Source organism: Methylomonas defluvii (genome assembly GCF_033949435.1).
Taxonomy (GTDB): Bacteria; Pseudomonadota; Gammaproteobacteria; order Methylococcales; family Methylomonadaceae; genus Methylomonas; species Methylomonas defluvii.
In genome coordinates this window covers 80,610-98,921 of sequence record NZ_JAXARY010000022.1, presented here as the reverse complement: position 1 = coordinate 98,921, position 18,312 = coordinate 80,610, and the positions used below count along the sequence as shown (strand labels likewise).

Sequence of the window (18,312 nt, the reverse complement as noted above, 5' to 3'; positions counted from 1 at the left end):
GCTGCAGATTTCATTGAAAACATGCGGATCGTTTTCGACGAACATCTACCGCGCTGGAACTATCGGGCTATTCCTCAAACCAACTAATTTCAGGAAGTTATTTTTGGCGGAATCCTTAGCGATAGCCAGCCAGGGTCTAAATATTCGGTGGAAACCACAAGCGGACCAATTGGTGAGCGAGTTGCGACACTCCAGCGTGAGGCGAGCAAATACAAAGGCGCCAGTTTGCCAGCTGCCGTTACATGCTTACAAGAGGCTGTTGAGTTGATGCGGCAACATCCCAGTAATTATCCATTGGACCGGTGGCTTCGCTTACCGGTGGTTCTTCAAAAAGCAGGGCTATTTGACGCAGCTATCGCGGAATTTCACCGGTTGTTGGATGAGGTTGAAGAGCGCGTCAAGCATGAGGCTCCCCGCCAGAGACCCGCTATCAGGCAGAAGTTTGCGCACCTCAATTATTTCCAGATTTATGAAAAAATGAGCTTGGTTTGTGAGCGCCAGAAATTGGTTAATCAAGCGCAGCAATACGCAGTACTGGCCGAACAACATTATCAGGTGTTTATGGATATGTCGGTGGAGTCCGGTTACTATAGATCGAGACACGAGCGCTCGACCACCGATCATAAGCCTTTAGCGTGAATGACGCAAAACAGCGGTTAAAGCCCGTCGCCCTTCTCACGGCAGAGCCCATTCGACCGCTAGACGCGGGATGTCGGTCAAGCGGTGGCAGCAACCCTCACACCCCCTGCGGCAAAGCCATTCGGAATGTCTTTCGCGAATAGCGTTTACACGTTGATCGATGTCGGCATGGAGTTCGGTCAAGGCCTTTATTCCTTCCTTTTCAATCAGTATGTTTGGGGATTGGGGCTAGAGCGAATACAACTTGAAAGAATAGATTGCGATACCCAGCCAAGTCAACAGCAGTAAGGACCAGGGCAGCCAGTGTTGGTGATAAACAATGATTTCGACGACCTCCCGGTTATCCTGCTCGATCTCCGACGCTTTCTGTTTAGCTGATTTCTTACGCTGTTTACTGAGCTCGCGGGCTTTTTCTTTTTGCTGTCATTTGTAAAGATCGATGCCTTGCTGAATACCTTGGGCAATGAGCTTGGTTTGCTCTTTAGTTTGTGCGGGGCGCTGAATGCTCTTGGCGATTTTTAAGGCTTCTTCCTGAGTTTGTGGGGATGGCTCTTGGTAGCTGATTCTAGTCATGGATATAAGCGAGTTGCTGAATGGATGGCGGTCGATCCGTGTCGGGGACCAGTCCTACGAGTAGCAGCAGCGTAATGTACTGTTGTAAACACAAAGCCAGCGCTTCGCGTTCACCTTGATGCAAGGTATATAAAGCCGCGACGGCATTGACTTGTGCAGAGGCCGACAGCATCGATTGCCTGAGCAGCTTGACGGCGGGATGTGATAAAGCCTGCGGCCGGTGTTGTTGCACTTCCCGCCAAACCGCATCGGGGACGATCACGGCGGAGAAATCGCCAATTACATCCAGAGCGCCCAATTCATCCAGATGAATCAACGGCCCGGCGTCGGCGACGACCAGCGCGGCTTTAGTCATCCCCATGCAAGCCCCATTGCACATCGTCCTGGATGAGGGCTTCGGTCAACGCCTCCTGATGGGATTCCAGATAACGCCGCAGGGCATCGTTGACGATTTCCTGAAAACTGCCCGCCCAACCCTGATGCACCAGGGTTTGCGCCTGTTGGAACAGTTGATCGGGTATTTCGGCTTGTACGGTTTGGCTCATGGTCAAGTCCTCCTAAAGGATGCAGATTTTACCGGTCACGACATCGTTAATCAGGGTTTTACGCAATGCTTTCAGGTTATCGATTTGGCTGTTGATGGTTTCGACAATCGCATCGATTTGCGCGGTTTTCTCGTCGAGATAGTCGGCGATGGCTTTTTGTTCTAACAATGAAGGATATGAAAAAATAAAGCGATTAAACACATTTTGGTATAGATGTTGAATTGTTGAACCGCCTTTTGTCAGATCAATAAAAGCGGTAAACTGAAAAGAATGCAAAACCCAGTACATGAATTTAGTTACATACGAATTTTTAAGTGACCTTGTAACAAAAACTCCGCTATTCAAAGTTGCTGGCAAAGGAATGTCTTTAACAATGGCCACCTTACCAATTGTTCCATCTTTAGTAATTAAAATGTCATCAATTTTTAATTGAATATTTGTATCCTGTTTATATCTCTCTTGATCGACATAATAACAATTACTCCAATCAATTTCCCCCTGCTTTAGATCTGTGCCTGTAACACAGTAATAACTTCCGCTATCAAGAAAATCTTCGTTGCGTAAGCCTTGCCAACCTATGCGTCCTTTGACATAGGTTGTATCTTTAATACGCTTCAAATCCCAATGCGCCGGAATCTCCCCAATCCACTCAATCCCGCTGTCTTTCATCGGAACGGTTTTATCCTGCCCGCGTGTGACGGTTTCGTTAATCAGGGCTTGTTTCAGTTCGCCATAGTGCTTGGCTTTTTGGGAAAGCAGGTCGATTTGTTGGTCAATTTTTGCGGTTTTTTCGTCGAGATAATTGGCTATGGCGTTTTGTTCTTCAAGTGAAGGCAAACATAGCCTTTTTCCAAAACCAGCTTCGTAGCATCTCGCTTGAACTCAAGGCTGTATTTGGGCCGATTGTGTTTTTTGTCGTTACTCATGGTCACCTCTGCTAGCAGTATAAATTCTGCCTTTAGAAGTGTCCGGGGTGATTAGACCATTTCAATTCACTTGTGTTACTTTGAGCTAAATGGATTAGCTATAACGAGTCGCATCAATCTGTATTTCTCGTAATTCAGCGCTTACTGAGATTAATAACAGATCCGCCTGTGATTAAGTACTTTGGCGAGTAGTGTGAATGAGTTCATCACAAAGATATCGCAATCACTCGCCCTGACGAGTACTATCAAACATCTTATTTGAGATGAGTAACCCGAAGACTAAATGCCTATAAAATAGGGAAATAAAAGGCCTCGCCTTTGCTATGGTAGTAGGAGAGACAGCAATAATGGTAAAAAAGCATGTTCAAAGAGTTGTAGTTTCTAGCGTTTAAATAAAAATACATTAATCATTCTTCATGGACGTATTATCAGATTACTCTATAAACCTAAGTTCTGCAGTAATCCAACTTGAGGTTCTTTATCAATATAAAACATATCTAAGTGTTTTGACCGGCCATCCAACACATTCACAGAATGAGAGATTGGTAGAGAAAGCTATTAATTATGCGAAGGAAAAATTATGGTGTTGTGAAAATCCGTATTTAATTACACCAGTAGAAAGCGTAATAGATATTTCGCATAATAGTAAATTGTGTTCAAACGAAAACCAACATTATAAAAGATTGCCGTTTGTTACTTGCTGCGCAACCTTTAGCTCCTCAAATAAAGGCGCAAATAACAGGGGTGACTATTCGCAGATTCACATAGTTTGGTTCCAAGATCATTTCGCATTGCCGATAGCCGACGATGTTTTGAATGATATTCGCGCAATTGATTGGAGTGGCGTTGCTACTCCTTGTTACTTTTAGTGCATATTAAGTCCGTTAAATAATATTAAAAAAACTCTAATGGAATCTAGTGTTGAATCACAATTAAAAAAGTTGATGCTTGACGAAAAATTTACTAGTTTGCAAAACCTTGTAAATGAAGAAGTCAATCTTATGGAAATTCTTAAGGTTTCTAATAAGGAATTGCAACACTCAAATTTTCTGGCATGTATATTTAATCCAAAAGGAAGTCATAATCTTGGAGATCTTTTTCTAAAAGAATTCATCAAGATTTATTTCAGGGAAAACGAGCACAAAAACCTAGGGTCAGAGTCAAGTTTGTCAGTATTTGACTTTGTTTTACTTGATTTTAGTGATCTTGAGATTCGCAGAGAATACAAAAACATAGATCTAATATTATTATAAAATAAAAACAAGTTCTGCTTAGTTATAGAGAACAAGATTTATTCTGGAGAACGTGGTGGGCAGCTCAAAAAGTATAGAGAGCATATAGAAAAAGAATTAGCCGAATTCAAATACAGGATATACATTTATCTATCTCTTTATGATCAAGAAATTTCTGAAGATGAAAGAGATAATTATGTTCAAGTAACTTACAGTCATATAGTTAAAGTCCTGGAGCGCGTTATAAATGGGAGCGGGGTTCATCTTGCTGAAAAGACAAAGTTTGTTTTTGACCAATATTTGCAAACACTAAAATCAATGTTGAACATGAATAAAGAAATTGAACAGGTTGCTCAAGACCTTTATAGAAATTATAAGTCAGCTTTTGACTTGGTGTTTAAGTATGCAATGAGTTTTGATAACGACGAAACTAGCTCTATTTCAAACAAAATAGACGAACTGATTGCCAATCAAGCTAATATAAAACCATTCCATGGTAACAAGACTTATAGAAGATTCCAGCCTGTCTATTTGGTTAGCAACCTAGATATACTAAAATCTCATGGACTTGTTGCTCCCGATGGCGACTTAGAAAACAATTGGGTTTTTCTTTTTGAATTTAATATAAGAAAAAACAAAGTTAATTTTGATTGTAAAGTTGGAGATGGCGACCAGGCTACACGTAAAAAACTATATGATATTTATAAAAAATATCCAGATGTTTTTTCAAAAAAACAGCTCAATAAAGAGCTGAGTCCGCAATGGCACTTGGTTTTCCAAAGAGAAATTCTTTCTAAAGACGAAATTGCAAATTACTTGTCAGACGAAAATTCTGAAAAAATACTGACTGAAAGATTCAATAAGCTAATAAAGAACGATATTCAGAATATAGTTAGTTGCATCAAAAGCGAGATTGAAAAACCATGAATTAAAGTAAGTTAGTCCCCAAATGTTCTATTGATTTCTCAGCGCCTTGAAGCAATCTCTTTACCAACGACCTCTTGAGTCACAAGTGGCAAAACATGGGTGCGGTTGAATTTTAGTACGTAATATCGTACGATTGATAGCATTCTTTCTCCAGGAGTTTTACATGCAAACACTCACAGCAAGCGAAGCACGTACAAACCTCTATAGACTCATCGATCAAGCAAACGAATCGCATGAACCGATAACAATTACTGGTAAACGCTCTAACGCTGTTTTGCTTTCCGCTGAGGATTGGTCAGCGATTCAGGAGACGCTCTTTCTATTAAGTGTTCCCGGTATGCGAGAGTCTATTATTGAGGGTATGGCTACACCTGCTGACGAATGTAGCAAGGAACTAGATTGGTGAGTTGGGAGCTAATTTTCACGAAGCAGGCACAAAAAGACGCAAAAAATCTTGCATCAGCGGGTTTAAAGGAAAAGGCTTTGCAGCTGCTAGACATACTGAAGAACGATCCCTATCAAAATCCACCTGCCTATGAAAAGCTAGTGGGTGATTTATCAGGCGCGTATTCACGGCGAATCAACATTCAGCATCGCCTTGTCTATCAGGTGCTTGAATCTGAGCGACAGGTAAAGATTTTACGGATGTGGACACATTACGAGTAGCCTTTGCCTAAGTCAGTTCACTAGTGTTGAAGATTCAAAGGACCGCAAAAATCTTACGCGAGATTTACGCGACTTAGTTATGCTCAGTTGTGATTCGTCGTGTCGCGTAGATAGACCAGAAAAAGTTAATAACTAAATAAAAACAATAACTTACAAAAAAGTAATTGCACTTTTAATGCGATGGTCGTGCGTTAGAATCGCACACGACCCACCATCAATTCGATAAGCAAATCAACCAGTTGCTGAGAAATCAGAGCTGGTTTTTTTGTGCCTGAAATTTGGCTTGCGTGATTTTTGCGTGACTTGATTTTCACCGGCTCCAAGCCAACTTTGTTGCTGTGCTGTATCGATTCATCATTTGAGAGCCGCTTTCATTCAAACCAACATTCAGTCATTGATGATAACAATCATCGGCGGCCTTAGCGGCCTCTGGTTGCGGTGCAGGTAGATTTTTTTCGGCGGGCTCCGGAGCGGTTTTAACTTTTTCCGCAAATTCGTTTTGCAGTTGCCAGCGCACAACGCGGTTTCGGCCCGATTCCTTGGCAACATACAACGCTTCATCGGCAAATTTGTTCAATTCGCTCGGGTCTTCCGGTTTGTCTAGGATGCTGGCGACACCCAGACTCGCGGTCACCCAAGGGCCGGTTTCGTAACGGGCGACCGATTCGGATTTGATGCGCAACCGAATACGCTCCGCCACTGTAATGGCTTCGTCTACGCTTAGACCCGGTAACACGACGCAAAACTCTTCGCCGCCGTAGCGGCCAACCAAATCAATTTTGCGGGTGTTGTTGGTTAAGATTTCGGCGAGCAATTTGATGATGACGTCACCGGTGGCATGACCGTAATTATCGTTAACCCGTTTGAAATGGTCGATGTCGACCATGATGCAGCACAGCTCCAAATTGTTTTGCAGGGCATCGGCAAACGCTTTTTCAAACAGTTCGTTAAATGCTCGCCGATTCAAACAGCCGGTCAGAGAGTCCCTGGTGGCCAGAAAGTGCAATTCCTTGTTTTGTTCTTTAACTTGCGCCTGACTTTCCTCCAACTTGCTGACCATGATTTGCAACTTGGTATTGCGTTCTTCTATTTCGGTGATGTCATCCAGCGTGATCAACACGCCTTGAGGGGCGTCGTTGCCAGAAAGAATGGGCGATGCGTTGATCACAAATTTAAATGTGTCATTGTCAGGACTAGTCAGTTTCAGATGCGCGCCAATCGAACTTTTGCCGGTTTTTAAAACAGTTTGCCAGGGCAGGTAGACGTCGGTGGTCGAATCTTCCGCGCTTTTCCATTCTAATTGTGAGGCCTTTTTCCCCAGCAAAGCCGACGTAGGGCTGGCGATTTTTTTCAGAAAGGCATCATTGACCAAGACAATTTGCTCATGCTCATCAATGATGATGACACCCTCGGCCAGCGTATCGAAAGCCGCGTTGACCCGTTCGGGAATCACGGCGCTGGGGTCGAGTACTTTCAAGGTTCTGAGCATGAACGCCAAGTAAATAAAAAAGCCGACAACCAAAAAGAATATCGCCATTTTAAAACTGGGGTGTTCAAGAAAATCCGAGGCCGATTCTCCGGCTATTGGCGCGAATTTAAATTCAATATCCCCCCATTTTTCCGAGTCGCGAAAAATAGGCACCACCAAATGCGTGGACGTGGATTTTTGGCTATCGTAATCGGCCCATTCTTTAACGTGATCGTTGACTTGAAAAATTAATTGATTGTTTTGCAAGCGGATTCCGGCGGATAAAATGTCCGGGCTTCTCTTGATCAAAGCATTGAGCATTCGCTCAATGCGGTGTGGGTCTTGATCAGGGGCGATGGTGGAAAATTGAATGGCTAGTGCTTCGCTGACTTGTTTGCGCGACTCCAGCATAAACTTGGATCTATCCGGCATGAAACCCAACATTTCCGCTGCAAACAGTAAGCAGATACTCAGCATTACTAAAGCCAGGCTGATGCGCATTGCCGGCAATAAAACTCCGACCGCTTTTTTTAGGGCGTCCATGATTTTAAATGATGCGATGCCGGAATATTAAACCGAAACTCAAGCAAACAGTTTCTGATCATCACGGGGTTTCTTCAGAGTGGGAGGATACTGAGTCAAGCTCTTTGGCTTCATGGTCTTTTGCCAGCCTTGATTTTTTGACTGACCTCATTATAGGCAATGGATCAAAGCGTTTCAGTAAGGGCACCGTGGACATAAAGCTGGCCATTAACGACCCAGCCCGCAAGATCCAGCTGACAAATCCGGCAGTCAGACCGGCGCTGGTCCCCAGGATGATTTTAATGTTTACCGGATTGGCGTCCTCTACGACCGTAGGGTCGCTCATTTGCTTGTGAATGTTTTCCAATCTGTTCCAAAACTCCACTTCTTCTTGCTCGCTTAAAGTCGTCTGGCTATCAATTCTGTATTCATCGACCGATGGAATTCTGGATTCAAAGTGGTATTTTCGGCTAGTTTCGTTCCTGCGTGGTTCTTCGTTTTTATTAGTGTCCATCAGTCCGGATAAGCGTGGGCTATTTCCATTATCAATCCATGCGTTGGATTCTAAGATAAATCGATTGCCTGTTGCCTGCTTATCTTGGCTTAATTCCTGGACTGATTGATCTGTATAGGCTTTAAAATCGACAACAGTGGCAAATTGCTGGGCCGGAGCGTGTTGACTTGGTGAGATATTCGTTTGAGCGTCGTCTCCCTGATTTTTATCATTCAAACCATTTTTTTGGTTATAAGTGATGATGTCACTAAAAGTATCCGTAGTATCGGTAGATGTAACATAGTTAATGGTGGCGGCCACTGTAGTGGAGCCCGATAATCCGTCGTTGACGGAGAGGCTAAAACTCGGTGCCGATTCATTGTTGCCGTCGTCGATGAATTGCACTTGGTTGGCGGTCAGCTGGGCGCTGGTAAAGCCGGTGATCGGTAATCCTGCACGGGATGCCAATTGGAAATACCCCCCCGTTACATCGCCGACCGTGTAAGTAAAACTGTCACTATCCGGATCGGTTATCCCAAAATGGGCCGCGCTAAGCGTGACCGTTTCCCCCTCGCTTACCGTCAAGCCCAGATTATTGATGATCGGTGCATCATTGATACCGGTGTAGTAGATCGTCGCGGATAAGGTATTGGAACTGAGGCTACCGTCGCTGACCGTGACATCAAAACGCGGCGCCACTTCATTGCTGTCATCGACAAACTGCACCTGGCCGGCGGCCAGCTGGGTGCTGTTGAAACTGGTGACGCTGACACCGGGATTGGTGGTGAGTTGGAAGTACCCGCCACTCACGCTGCTGAGCGCATAGGTGACGCTGGCGTTGTCGGGGTCCGTAACGCCGAAGTTGGCGGCCGCTAGGGTGACAGTCTCGCCTTCATTCAACGTTAGGCTGGCACTGGTCAGGACTGGCACATCGTTGAGCGCGCTGTAGTTGATGGTCGCGGCCAGCGTATTGGAATGAAGCGTGCCATCGCTGGCTGTAGCGTTGAAGTTTGGCGGAGCCTCGTTGGCGTCGTCGACAAATTGCACTTGATTGGCGGCGAGTTGCGCGCCGGTGAAGCTGGTGATAGCAATGCCGGGGGCCGTTGTTAGTTGAAAGTAACCCCCGGTCAGCGCGCTGATGGTAAAAGTGAAATCACTACTGTCTGCGTCACTCACCACAAAATTGGCAGCGTTCAGAGTCACCGTCTGGCCTTCGCTCAGGGTCAAATTGGTTGCACTGAGCACAGGGGCATTGTCGTTGAGGTTGGTTATATTGATTGTAAAGCTTTGGCTGTCAGTCGAACCGTCGGAACTGGTCGCCAGCAGGGTGATGCTGTGGTTGGTGGCAGACTCGTAATCGAGCAGACCGCCATCGGCAACCGTGACCACGCCGGTGCTGCTGTCGATGGCAAAACGGCCGCCGGCGTTGTCCGTCAGGCTGTAGCTGATCGTCGCCCCCGTGTCGGCATCGCTCGCTAACGCCGTGATGCCCACCACCGTGCCGTTGGCGGTGTTCTCGGCGATACTGTTGGCGGTGGCGTTGCTGTCACTGATCGCCGAGACCGGATTGTCGTTGAGATTGACGACCGCCAAGGTCACGGCCAGACTACTGCTCAAGGTGCCGTCGCTGGCGACGACATCGAAACTGTAGCTGGACTTGCTTTCGTAATCGGCGAAGGCGTTGAGGGTGACTGCGCCGCTATTGGCGTCGATGGTCAATAACCCGGCATCAGTACCGCTTAGACTCCACGTCAGCGGGTTGCCGTCGGCATCGCTGCCGGTGGCGGTGTAGACCACGGTGTTGATCGGACTGTTCTCATTGACGCTGGCACTGCCGCCGGAGCTGATCGCCGGGGCGTTGTCGTTGACGGCCGTATAATGGATCGTTGCGGCCAATGTGTTGGAATTCAACGCACCGTCACTGACAGTCATACTGAAACTCGGCGCCACTTCGTTGCCATCATCGACGAACTGCACAAGACCGCCACTCAAATCGGCACTGGTGAATTGCGTGATCGAGTTACCCGCCGCGCTGCTCAATTGGAAGTAACCGCCGCTGACGCTACTGACTGTGTAGGTGAAGCCGGCATTGTCGGGATCGCTGACGCCAAAGTTGGCCGATGACAAAGTAACGGTATCGCCTTCATTCAAGGTCAGCGACGCACTGCTGATGACCGGCACCTCGTTAACATCAGCCAGCGAGATGGTAAATGTTTTATCGACGCTGAGCCCGCCTGTGTCGGTCGCACGGATGATGATGTCGTGGCTGGTCGCGGCTTCATAATTAAGTAGACTGTCGTTAGCGACGGTGATTTGGCCGGTGTTGGCGTTTATCGCAAAACGTCCGCCTGCATCGTTGATCAGCGCATAACTCCAATTTTCCCGCAGATCGTTATCAACCCCCACAACCGAGCCTATGACCGTGCCAATGGCGGTATTCTCGGCGATACTTGCCAAGGCAACAGTGCCGCCTTCCAGGCGCGCATTGGCCCAAACACCATGATCAAAAGCGTTGCCGTTATTGGCGTTGTCGATAGCAAGCCTTAACGTACTGGCTCCGGTCACGTCGATGTTCAGGTCGATAGGTGTGCTGGTGGAGTTTAGAATAGGGCTGCTATAAGTCTGTACACCATCGACATATACATAAAACTGCACCTTGCCATACGAGCCGGTTTGGTAATCGTTGATGCCGATTGTGGCCTTGAACGATGTGGCGCCATTGACCGCATAGTCGACATAACCGTAGCCATTGCCGCTAGCGGCGGGATGAGTTCCCAAGCCACGGGCGTAGCTGACCCCGTCCAGGACAATGCCGTAGCCACTATGTCCGGTATCGAGGGTTAAGTCATACATCGATTTTGTCAAATAGCTCTGCTCAGACAGATAGCGTGTCTCGGCGATGTCCGTTGGCGCTTCGTTGGCGGCGGTATAGTTGATTGTTGCTGCCAGAGTATTCGAATTCGCCGAGCCATCACTTACGGTAACGCTAAAACTAGGCGCGACTTCATTGCCATCGTCAACAAATTGCACTTGATTGTTAGACAGTTGCGTGCTGGTAAAACTGTTGATGTTGAAGCCGGGGTTGGTCGTAAGCTGGAAAATACCGCCGGACACATTGCTGACCGTGTAGGTGAAACTGTTGTTATCCGGATCGGTTACGCCGACGTTCGCCGCCGAAAGGGTGACGGTTTGGCCCTCGCTCAAGGTCAGACTGGCACTGGTCACAACCGGCGCGTCGTTGCTGGCAATAATACTGAGTGTGCCGGACACCACATTGCTGGTGCCGCCATCGCCATCAGTCAGATACCCTTGCAAGGTACGCACCAAATTTGACGGGGCGTCCGAGACATTCTGATAAGTAATGTTACGCCCCAAGGCCTGTGCTGCGGCTACGCTGGCGTTGCTGTTAAAGCTGATGACCAAAGGTGTCGTGCCGTCGGTACCGCCGGTGAAAGTACCCATTACGACCCCACCGTAGCTGACATTGCTACCCGACACGCCGATTTGTCCACTGGCCGTACCTTGGTTACGGATCGCCAGACGATCTTCTGCCTGGCCGTTGGCGCTAAACGAAACTACCAACTGGCCGCCGTTAAAATCTGTCGAGTCAGCATCGGTCACGGTCGCAGTGGGTGCCAATATCACGGCGCCGGCATTTTCCGGATAACTGACGCTACCGGTGGCAAAACTCAACACCGGCGCGTCATTGACCGCCGCGACCGAGATACTGCGCGTTCCGGTGTTACTTGCCGTGGTGCCGTCGGTCACGCTGAAGCTCACGGTGCGGCTGGCGGTGGACGGTGCATCGCTGGTGTTTTGATAGGTAACAGAACGCAGCGCGGTTTGGTATTGAGAAACGGTGGCCGTGCCGGATAAGGTCAGTGTGCCGGTGCTACTATTCCAACTGCCGGTGATACCGTTTTGGTTGGTGAATGCCAGTACGTCCTGCCCGCTGGCGTAGTTGCCGGTGATCTGCACCGTGGCGCCGCTCAGATTAGCGTTATCGACGTCAGTAAGTACCAGGCCTGAGGTAATCGCTGTCGCAGCGCCGTTCTCGGTGTAAGCCAGGGTCGTGGCTTCGATGGCGGAAATGAGCGGCGCATCGTTGACTGCCGTTACTGTGATAGCCACCGTATCGGTGTCTGTTAAGGTCAGGTCTCCGGCGAGTGCGGCAATTTCCGCCCCAGTTAAAGCGCGGTTATAAATCCGTGCTTCGTCGATCTTGCCATTGAAATCGTAGGTAGTACCACCGTTTCCGTGCTTGCCGATAAAACTATTGGTTCCCTGATTGTAAGCGATGGATGTGGTGTAAGCGGTAGAGGCCACGGCAACGCCGTCTATATAAACCGCTTGGGTATGGGCTACGCTGTCGATGGTGTATGCAACGTGGTGCCAGCCGGTTCCGGCCAATGTCGTAGCCGTTTCGGTAAATCTGAACGTGCCGCTATCGACATAACTACCTTTGATTTTGCCGCCGGCATCCAGGCGTAATATCACGTTGTCGCCCAGCGAAATGACTTCTGCACCCCCCGTGTCGGCGGATGTCAAGTTTACCCAGGCCGCCAGGGTGACACTGGATGGCTGGCCATAAACCCCAGTAGTTTGCACATAACCGTCGCCAGCCAAGCTCAGCACATTGCCGCGGGTAGTGTCATTGACGGACGTGCCATTGACGACCGAAACCGTGGAACCGGCCGCCGGACTGCTATCGGTCTCCAGTGCGCTAGTGTTATCGAAAGCGTAACGGCCCAAGAGGCCGGTATCGATATCCAAACTCAGGAGTACCGAGTCTTTGGTGGCTAATGTCAGCGTCGCGCTGCCGCTGTATTCGGCAGTGGGCGTGAAGCTCAAGCCATTCAGCGCCGTGTTGATGGCGCTGGCCGTGCCACGAAACCTCATCGTGTTGTCGGCCGTGCCGTCGCCGGCTACAAAGGTCAAGCCGGTGGTGCCGCCCAAGGTCAGGGTGCCGTTGGTGACCGTCAGAGTGATTTCGTTGTTTGCGCCGCCGGCATCAGCGTCGGTTATCGTAATCGCATTGCCATTGGCCGATGAGAACACTTTGGCCGTGTCCTCATTCGTCGTTTGTGCTACGGGTACTGTATTTACAGGCGCGGTGTTTATACTTGCTTTGATAGATACCGCACCTATCGACCAATCGGCAGCAAGTAACGCTGAACCGCTCATCGTTACTGAGCTCGCGCCTTCCGCCACGGAAGAGCCTGCCTTTGCCGTAGACAATAGGGGAGAGCTGCTCCATTGCGAAGTTTGCCCGGTACCCGAAGTAACAGCGGAAATAGCTTTCCAATACTGCACGTCGATAACCAAATCGCCAGTCGCACTGGCGACATTCACCGTGCCTGATCCTCCCAACAAACCGGTGGTGCCGGTGTTGCCAGCGTAAGTACCGTAGGGCGTCGATTGGTTAACACCGTTAAAGGTCGATGCACCCGCAGCAGCTTCTGTATTTCCGGTAAATGATATAACGACGTTATCGGTTCCCTCTGTGGGGTTGACCAACGCCCAAATTTCGACGGCGTGATTGGCTGCTGTGCGCCCTACGCGGGTGAGATCGGCGGTACCGTATTTAACGCTGTTGACCCCAGCGCTGCCGTCATCAATGGCAATCTCGACAAATAGTACCCGGTCGAAGCCGGCACTGACCGTATGCGACCACGTCATTTGGTTGGTGCTGGTGCTGCTGGTGGATGTCACTGTGCCATTGGCAGTCACCGCCATCAAGCCAGTCCATTCGCTTTGACCCGCCGTGCTGACTACAATTTCGGTTTCGACGTCGCCGGTTTGGTATTCAAGTAGCCAGTCCCCTCCCAAATCCGCACTGCCGGTGGTATCTTCCGACGCCGCGACGTCGATATTGGTGATCCCGGACAGATACTCGACAAAGCTCTGCCCGAACTGGGTTTCCGCGACATTGCAGCCGTAAATCAGAATATCGCCGTCGATATTGAAGGCATCTCCCCAGGCGCTGATGTCGGTCTGGTTTTGAATCAAGGTATCGAAATTGAGTTGACTGTTGCCTAAATCCAGGCTGCCGTCGCTGCCGTGCGAGATGATATGCACCGCGTCCAGATTGTCGCGCTCGGCCAGAATCTGTGTGATTTGTTGAATGCCGTCGGTGCTGTTGTCCAGCGTAATGATTTCCAGATTACGGTTGGAAACGTCGCTGCTTTTGATGTCGTTTAATAGCGATTCGTAGCCCTGGACGCGGGTATCGACAAACACGATTTCATTACGGCTGGTCTCGCTGGCGCTGGTTTGCACGGGGGGCTGTTGGGTGTCGGCGGGCGGTGTCGCGTTGGCGTAGGTCGCGTTGGGGGCCATGAGTTGTTCGGTCAAAAGCCCCTCGATGCCGCCGGAGAACAGCTGTCGAGATTCCAACTCTTCCAGAATCGGTTTGGAGTGGTAGTGCTTGAGATGTGACTTTGAATTCATGGGCGTTGAAAGTTGCAGTTTGACCGATGAGCATGGAACGCCGTTGGCATCGGATGCCTTAGATGCTGCTAGAGTTTAGCGACTTCGCTTTAATTATTCTGTGATTGCAGCAAATAATCCGTAATAGAACACAGATAAGCCTGCTCAAAATGTGCAGTGGTTAAGTGTCGGAGGGTATATGGAAAAAATGGAGCGCTTGTGGCTTTTATTAGCCCCACTCTTAAATACCGATCACCCCTCAAAGAGCAAACCAGCTTGAGTTTCGACGACCTCAGCCCGAACGGAATACCGGTAGTTTCCCTACTATAGCTCCGGTTTCCGTTCTATACTTCCGCTTGATTTAAACACTGTCTAATTTGGAGGGACGCCCTTGCTTGATCCTGCCGAGATCAATTCGCAAGCAGATTTGATCGAACGTACCTTGCAAGAAATCAAAGGTTTGGTTTCTTTGCCCGAGGTATATCAGAAAGTTAGAAATTTGATCGACGATCCCCATTCGGATATCGAGCACTTTGTCGAAGTTGTGGCCAGCGATCCCAACTTAACCGTCGCCGTGTTAAGAGTTGCCAACAGCGCTTTCTTTGGTTTTCCGGGAAAGATCGACAGCTTGAGTCGCGCCGTCAATATGCTGGGCATCGGGCAGTTACATGACTTGGTGCTCGCTACCTCGGCGATTGCCTCGTTAAAATTGCCCAATGACATCATGCCGCTGAAAACCTTTTGGCGGTTCAGCTTGTTCTCGGCGGTGTTGACCCGGTTGTTGGCAAGCCAGCTAAAAATCCCCAAGAGCGAACGCCTGTTTGTGATTGGTTTGTTATATGAGATAGGGCATCTGGTGCTGTACGCAAAGCACCCTGAGTTGGCGAAACGCGCGATGGAACTGTCCCGGAATAACCAGGAATTACTGCACATCGCTGAACAAAAACTGTTGGGTATGCATTATGGCGAGATCGGTGCCAAACTGATGGCGCAATGGTGTTTGCCGGCGCATTTTCAAGACATTGTGCATTATCAGCCCACCCCTGACCTTGCCCCGGATCAGCGCAGGGAAACCGCACTACTGCATCTGGTGCGGGCCTGTGCCGAAAAGTACATATCCGGGCATATGCGCGCAATCGAGGAGAGCGTATCCGCGGACATTTGGGATATTTTGCAACTCAATGCCGAACAGTTGGCAGAGGCTGTCGAACAAGCTTTAAAAGCCGCGACTGAGATGGAAAAGCTCATGTTCAATTAAGTCGCTATGAGAGCTGAACAACAATTCCTTTGCGATTTGGCCGAAAAAATTTCGATGCCTGAGGTGTATCTGAAAATCAGGCTGTTATTAGAAAAGCCGGATGCCAGAATCCGCGATTATGTCGCGGTGCTGCAAACCGATGCCATACTGACCATCCGCATAATCCGCATGGCCAACAGCCGCTTCTTTGGTTTTAACCGCAAAGCCTACGATCTCTACGATGCAATCAGCTTGATTGGTACCATTCAGTTGCATGATTTGCTGTTGAGTAGCCTGTGCATGCGCACGTTTTGCAATATTCCCGACGCGGTGATGGACTTGAAGGAGTTCTGGTTGCACGGCATCGAATGCGGCATCGCCTGCCGTACGCTGGCTAAACTGGCCGGACTACCCGCTGGACATCGTTTTTTTGCACTGGGGTTGTTATTGGAAATCGGCCACGCGGCGATGTTTGTCAAAGCCCCGGAACAGGCGCTGGACGCATTGCTGGCAAGCCGGAAGCAGGGCTTGCCGATTGACGAGCAGGAACGGCTGTTGTTTGGCTTTGATTATTGTCAGTTGGGCTCGGAGTTGATGCGTTTATGGCATTTACCCGAGGTGTATTCGCATATCATCGGTCACCAACTGCATCCTGAACTTACCGATCCACATTATCGCAACGAAACCTATCTGGTTTATCTGGCGCAGCAAGTGTTTGCGGAGCCGGAACAATTTAACCAAGCGCTCAGTGGCTTAAAGGATAGCCATCAACAATTTGCCGCCATCCCCAGTAATTTGAAAGACTTGGTCAGTCAGGAAATAGCCACCCATCTCGATGACATATTTCTGATGTTGTGTCCGCAGAGTGTGGTTCAGAGTAATGCTTGTGCGGAAGGTTTTCCGCCATGAGCGCTAGATTTGCCCAACAATGGCTGGAGATAGTCTGCCGCATTGTGCCGCAAACTGAGGCTGCGGCATTGATGGTGAGCGATGCGGATGGCAAAACGCTGCGGCTGTTGGCGAAATGGCCGGAGAACCTCGCCGATGCTGCTGAGCTATCGGCTATTTGCAAACTCACACTGGATAAAAATCAACCCAGTTACATGCCTAATGTGGCAAAACCGGATCAACGGCAATATGACTTTTTCGGTCTGCCGGTATTTGACGGTTCGTTACTATTGGGCGTGATTGCGCTCAAACTTGAGCACTCTGTTGCTGATCGGCGCGCGGCTGTTTTTGCCACGCTGGAGCAGAGCGTGGAGTGGTGGCGTTTGGCGCAAGGCCGTTTGCAGCAAAACGACGATTTTTACAGCTCGGTAGTCGGTTTGCTGGCGGCTTGTTTCGAGCAAAATAGTTACCGCGAGGTTTTGATTAGCCTGGGTACGGAATTGACGCGCATGCTGAGTTGCGATCGGATTGCCATCGGCGAATTCAAAGACAACTACAGCACGGTAGTGGCGATTTCCAATAACGCGCAATTTGACCAGCAAGCCAATTTGTTGCAAAAAATCGCCGATGCGATGGACGAAGCCATTGAGCAGGATAGCGTGGTGGTGGTTCCGGATGTCAAATCGGTCAGTATCCAGCGCGCCCATCAGGAAATCGTCCGCAAGTATGGTTATGGTTCATTGCTGACCGTGCCTATGCTGCATGACGGTAAGTTTATCGGCGCGGTTACCCTGTTACGCAGCGAAGAACAATCCTTTGCCAAGGAAACCGTACTACTTTGCCAACAAGCCCTGGCACTGATCTCCCCGTATCTGACTTTAAAAAAACTCGACGAACAAGCGTTGTCGGTAAAAATCGGCATCAAGCTTAAACAGCGGCTGGCCGAACTGATGGGCGTCAAACACTTCAAAGTGAAATTGACCGCCCTGGGCTTGGTGTTGTTCTTGTTGATCAGCTCTGTGTGGCGCAGTGATTTTCGGGTGACCGCCAACGCGGTGTTGGAAGGCAAAATTCAGCGGGTGGTCGCTGCGCCCATTTCCGGATTTTTGCAATCCGCGGCGGTAAGGGCCGGTGATACGGTGCGGCAAGGCGAACTGATGGCTAGTCTGGACGATGCGGAATTACAACTGGAATTAAGCAAGCTGGACGGGCAGTTGCAAAAATTCCGTCGCGAATACCGCGAAGCCCTGTCTGGTGGTGATCTCGTGAAAGTCAGGGTCATTAGCGCGCAAATCGACCAGGCCGATGCGGAGATGGAGCTGACCCGCCAGCAGTTACAGAAAATCAATCTGGCGGCGCCATTCGATGGAGTGGTGATTGAAGGCGATTTGAGTCAGAAGCTCGGTTCACCGGTCGAACGCGGTGAAATCCTGTTCAAAATTGCCCCTTTGGAAGGTTACCGCATCATCCTGAAGGTGGATGAAAGCCTGATTTCCTATGTGCAGGCAGGTCAAAAAGGCTCTTTGGTGTTGGCCAGTATGCCCAGCCGGACCTTTCCGCTACAGGTGCAAAAAATTACCGCAGTGGCCAAAACCGATAGCGGCAAGAATATCTTCCGCGTCGAAGCCAGTCTGGAAAATGCGCCTGAACTATTACGGCCGGGCATGGAGGGTGTTGGCAAAATCGCGGCCGGGCGCGCCAGTTTATTGTGGATATGGAGCCACGACATGCTGGCTTGGCTGCGTTTGTGGATTTGGTCCTGGTGAA

The 18,312-nt window shown here is 49.2% G+C and carries 13 protein-coding genes and 2 pseudogenes; 9 read left to right on the top strand and 6 right to left on the bottom strand.

All coding sequences use genetic code 11. The annotated features are described in order from the left end of the window. Positions 1-147: 147 nt before the first annotated feature. A complete protein-coding gene (locus QLH52_RS19855) occupies positions 148-639 on the top strand; it encodes a hypothetical protein (protein ID WP_319962701.1) in 492 nt (163 codons plus the stop codon). 228 nt (positions 640-867) lie between these two features. Here the strand turns inward: QLH52_RS19855 and QLH52_RS19850 are convergent. From QLH52_RS19850 to QLH52_RS19835, 4 genes and pseudogenes are all read right to left on the bottom strand, one after another. After that, positions 868-1,212: pseudogene (locus tag QLH52_RS19850) on the bottom strand (DUF2956 domain-containing protein). Beyond that, positions 1,205-1,573 (bottom strand): PIN domain-containing protein, encoded by a 369-nt coding sequence (locus QLH52_RS19845; RefSeq protein ID WP_319962700.1) that lies wholly within the window; start codon positions 1,571-1,573, stop codon positions 1,205-1,207. The pseudogene QLH52_RS19850 and the gene QLH52_RS19845 overlap by 8 nt, the downstream one beginning before the upstream one ends. Then, positions 1,560-1,757 (bottom strand): ribbon-helix-helix domain-containing protein, encoded by a 198-nt coding sequence (locus QLH52_RS19840; protein WP_054762424.1) that lies wholly within the window; start codon positions 1,755-1,757, stop codon positions 1,560-1,562. The genes QLH52_RS19845 and QLH52_RS19840 overlap by 14 nt, the downstream gene beginning before the upstream one ends. A gap of 12 nt (positions 1,758-1,769) precedes the next feature. After that, the gene (locus QLH52_RS19835) at positions 1,770-2,594 is read right to left on the bottom strand and encodes a restriction endonuclease subunit S (RefSeq protein ID WP_319962699.1); all 825 of its coding nucleotides are present in this window, start codon (positions 2,592-2,594) and stop codon (positions 1,770-1,772) included. Between the two features lie 505 nt (positions 2,595-3,099). On the opposite strand from QLH52_RS19835, the gene QLH52_RS19830 reads away from it, so the two are divergent. The 5 genes and pseudogenes from QLH52_RS19830 (at position 3,100) to QLH52_RS19810 (ending at position 5,508) form a co-directional block, all read left to right on the top strand. After that, the gene (locus QLH52_RS19830) at positions 3,100-3,552 is read left to right on the top strand and encodes a hypothetical protein (RefSeq protein WP_319962698.1); all 453 of its coding nucleotides are present in this window, start codon (positions 3,100-3,102) and stop codon (positions 3,550-3,552) included. A gap of 39 nt (positions 3,553-3,591) precedes the next feature. After that, positions 3,592-4,206, top strand: a pseudogene (locus QLH52_RS19825) (PDDEXK-like family protein); the annotation flags it as partial. Positions 4,207-4,242: 36 nt separating this feature from the next. Then, positions 4,243-4,842: a hypothetical protein gene (locus QLH52_RS19820; RefSeq protein ID WP_319962702.1), complete on the top strand. Its 600-nt coding sequence runs from the start codon at positions 4,243-4,245 to the stop codon at positions 4,840-4,842. Between the two features lie 163 nt (positions 4,843-5,005). Beyond that, positions 5,006-5,248 (top strand): type II toxin-antitoxin system Phd/YefM family antitoxin, encoded by a 243-nt coding sequence (locus tag QLH52_RS19815; RefSeq protein ID WP_319962697.1) that lies wholly within the window; start codon positions 5,006-5,008, stop codon positions 5,246-5,248. Next, positions 5,245-5,508 (top strand): Txe/YoeB family addiction module toxin, encoded by a 264-nt coding sequence (locus QLH52_RS19810; protein WP_319962696.1) that lies wholly within the window; start codon positions 5,245-5,247, stop codon positions 5,506-5,508. The genes QLH52_RS19815 and QLH52_RS19810 overlap by 4 nt, the downstream gene beginning before the upstream one ends. A gap of 391 nt (positions 5,509-5,899) precedes the next feature. On the opposite strand, the gene QLH52_RS19805 is transcribed toward QLH52_RS19810, so the two are convergent. Both QLH52_RS19805 and QLH52_RS19800 read right to left on the bottom strand, forming a co-directional pair. Then, the gene (locus QLH52_RS19805) at positions 5,900-7,519 is read right to left on the bottom strand and encodes a diguanylate cyclase (RefSeq protein WP_319962695.1); all 1,620 of its coding nucleotides are present in this window, start codon (positions 7,517-7,519) and stop codon (positions 5,900-5,902) included. Between the two features lie 61 nt (positions 7,520-7,580). Beyond that, positions 7,581-14,441, bottom strand: coding sequence for a cadherin-like domain-containing protein (locus tag QLH52_RS19800; protein ID WP_319962694.1), 6,861 nt, complete (start codon positions 14,439-14,441; stop codon positions 7,581-7,583). A gap of 370 nt (positions 14,442-14,811) precedes the next feature. Here QLH52_RS19800 and QLH52_RS19795 point away from each other — a divergent pair, with 370 nt between their 5' ends. The 3 genes from QLH52_RS19795 to QLH52_RS19785 are packed head-to-tail and all read left to right on the top strand — an operon-like array spanning position 14,812 to position 18,311. Beyond that, positions 14,812-15,678: an HDOD domain-containing protein gene (locus QLH52_RS19795; protein WP_319962693.1), complete on the top strand. Its 867-nt coding sequence runs from the start codon at positions 14,812-14,814 to the stop codon at positions 15,676-15,678. 54 nt (positions 15,679-15,732) lie between these two features. Then, the gene (locus QLH52_RS19790; protein ID WP_319962692.1) at positions 15,733-16,566 is read left to right on the top strand and encodes an HDOD domain-containing protein; all 834 of its coding nucleotides are present in this window, start codon (positions 15,733-15,735) and stop codon (positions 16,564-16,566) included. Beyond that, the gene (locus QLH52_RS19785) at positions 16,563-18,311 is read left to right on the top strand and encodes a GAF domain-containing protein (protein WP_319962691.1); all 1,749 of its coding nucleotides are present in this window, start codon (positions 16,563-16,565) and stop codon (positions 18,309-18,311) included. Before QLH52_RS19790 ends, QLH52_RS19785 begins: the two co-directional genes overlap by 4 nt. Position 18,312 lies beyond the last annotated feature (1 nt).

Excerpts from the sequence above, each read along its gene's own strand:
- QLH52_RS19820 (WP_319962702.1), top strand. The coding sequence starts at position 4,243 with ATGAATAAAGAAATTGAACAGGTTGCTCAAGACCTTTATAGAAATTAT.
- QLH52_RS19805 (WP_319962695.1), bottom strand. The coding sequence starts at position 7,519 with ATGGACGCCCTAAAAAAAGCGGTCGGAGTTTTATTGCCGGCAATGCGC.
- QLH52_RS19790 (WP_319962692.1), top strand. The coding sequence starts at position 15,733 with ATGCCTGAGGTGTATCTGAAAATCAGGCTGTTATTAGAAAAGCCGGAT.
- QLH52_RS19845 (WP_319962700.1), bottom strand. The coding sequence starts at position 1,573 with ATGGGGATGACTAAAGCCGCGCTGGTCGTCGCCGACGCCGGGCCGTTG.
- QLH52_RS19815 (WP_319962697.1), top strand. The coding sequence starts at position 5,006 with ATGCAAACACTCACAGCAAGCGAAGCACGTACAAACCTCTATAGACTC.
- QLH52_RS19840 (WP_054762424.1), bottom strand. The coding sequence starts at position 1,757 with ATGAGCCAAACCGTACAAGCCGAAATACCCGATCAACTGTTCCAACAG.
- QLH52_RS19785 (WP_319962691.1), top strand. The coding sequence starts at position 16,563 with ATGAGCGCTAGATTTGCCCAACAATGGCTGGAGATAGTCTGCCGCATT.
- QLH52_RS19830 (WP_319962698.1), top strand. The coding sequence starts at position 3,100 with ATGGACGTATTATCAGATTACTCTATAAACCTAAGTTCTGCAGTAATC.
- QLH52_RS19800 (WP_319962694.1), bottom strand. The coding sequence starts at position 14,441 with ATGAATTCAAAGTCACATCTCAAGCACTACCACTCCAAACCGATTCTG.